Genomic DNA, 1,520 nt, shown 5'->3' on the forward strand with positions numbered 1-1,520 from the left:
CTTAGCTTCGCGTTTAACGTCGGTTTCGTCGTTTCGGGGTCTTGACGTGGGTCTTCTTGATCGCTGGGTGGCGTTGGGCGGGCGTGGATCGGGAGCCTTTGGGCCGGCCGGGGCCCGGCTGGGTGGGTTTCGGTGCGTTGGCTGGGCTGCCGATGTGGGGCAGTAGATGGCCGAAACCTCGCCGGACCCGGCCGGGCGTGAGTGTGCCGGTTGGTTGTGGTTTCTGCCAGGGCAGCCGGTGGTCGGCGACCGCGGTCCGGGCCAGGCGTAGCTGGGTCAGTGCGGTCAGGATCAGCCAGGTCCACCGGTCGGCCTGCTGCGGTGTGCGGAGCTTCGGCGTGGTCCAGCCCAGGGTCTGTTTGGCGAACCGGAATGTGTGCTCGATGTCGAACCGGCGTAGATAGGCGTGCCAGACCCGGTCGAGGTCCAGGTCGGACTCGGCCGGGCCGTGCCACCACAGCCATACGGTCTTCGGCTGCCGGTCACGGCGTCCGGGGAGCCGGGAGACGTGCAGCCGGATCAGGGTGCCCTCGACGATCCGCAAACCGTCGGCGTCGCGGTAGGTGCGCTGTTTGGGGTGCAGCCGATGCCAAGCCGACACCTGGACCGCTCCGTAGACCTCGTCGTCGGCGGTGAGCCGGGCATCCGGGACCGGCCAGGTGTCCGGATCAGCGCAGGCGAACTTGGCGCCGTGCCGTCGCGGCCGACCGCCCCGGCCGCCGGCGGGGGCACCGGGACGCGTGTAATAGGCGCGGTCGTCACGGACCCGCACCACGATCTGCGTGCCGGCCCCGGCCAGCTCGACCGACAGCTGGACCGGGTCGTAACCGGCGTCGAAGGCGAACAACGCCTGCTCTTGAAGCGATCCGAGCCGGGGCAGCACCGCCCGGATCTGCCTGGCAGCGACCATATTCGGGTTGTCACCGACCGTCAGCCGACGGGCGTCCAGCGGCGCTGTCCACGAATCCGCCCCGGCCGACAAGGCGACCAGCCACGAGTAGCACCAGCCCGCCACGATCGGCTGGCCAGCCGAATGCCGCGACGGGTGGTAGTAGAAACCACGCTCGGGCGAGCACTCAGCATCGCAACGCGCCCACACCGACGCATCGACTGCGAAGTCCGGCCGCCACCACTGCGGCCGATACCCGGCCAGAACATCACGCAGCAGTTCCTCATCGATGCGGCCCGCAGCAACCGCCGCATAAGCAGCCCCATGACCACGCCGGGCACCCGGCGCCAAACTCAGACACGCCACCCCGGCGATGGTGACCGGCGCGCAGATCCCATCGATCAGATCGAACAAAGCGTCCGCCCTCCGGTCGAGACAGTCATACACCTCGCCCCGGAACCGGCGAAGTTCACCCTGGTCAGCAGCACCGGCCTGCACGACACTACGAACAACGGCCACCTGGTCCTCCCCGAGAAGATTCGCCTTCTTCCTCAGAGAGTGAGCAGGTGGCCGCCCTTTGCCAGTCCCTCCACCGAGCGACTGATCACCCAACCGACGTTAAACGCGAAGC

General features: G+C 68.4%; 2 protein-coding genes. One reads left to right on the forward strand and one right to left on the reverse strand.

The features are described 5' to 3' along the window. Positions 1 to 13: 13 nt before the first annotated feature. Positions 14 to 1,303, reverse strand: a complete 1,290-nt coding sequence (locus tag Aau02nite_RS45930) for an NF041680 family putative transposase (RefSeq protein WP_281421203.1) — start codon at positions 1,301 to 1,303, stop codon at positions 14 to 16. Here Aau02nite_RS45930 and Aau02nite_RS45935 point away from each other — a divergent pair. Beyond that, positions 1,214 to 1,520, forward strand: a 307-nt coding sequence (locus Aau02nite_RS45935) for a hypothetical protein (protein ID WP_212995013.1), incomplete at its 3' end; no start/stop codon positions are given. The genes Aau02nite_RS45930 and Aau02nite_RS45935 overlap by 90 nt on opposite strands.

This window comes from Actinoplanes auranticolor (assembly GCF_018332655.1).
GTDB lineage: Bacteria > Actinomycetota > Actinomycetes > Mycobacteriales > Micromonosporaceae > Actinoplanes > Actinoplanes auranticolor.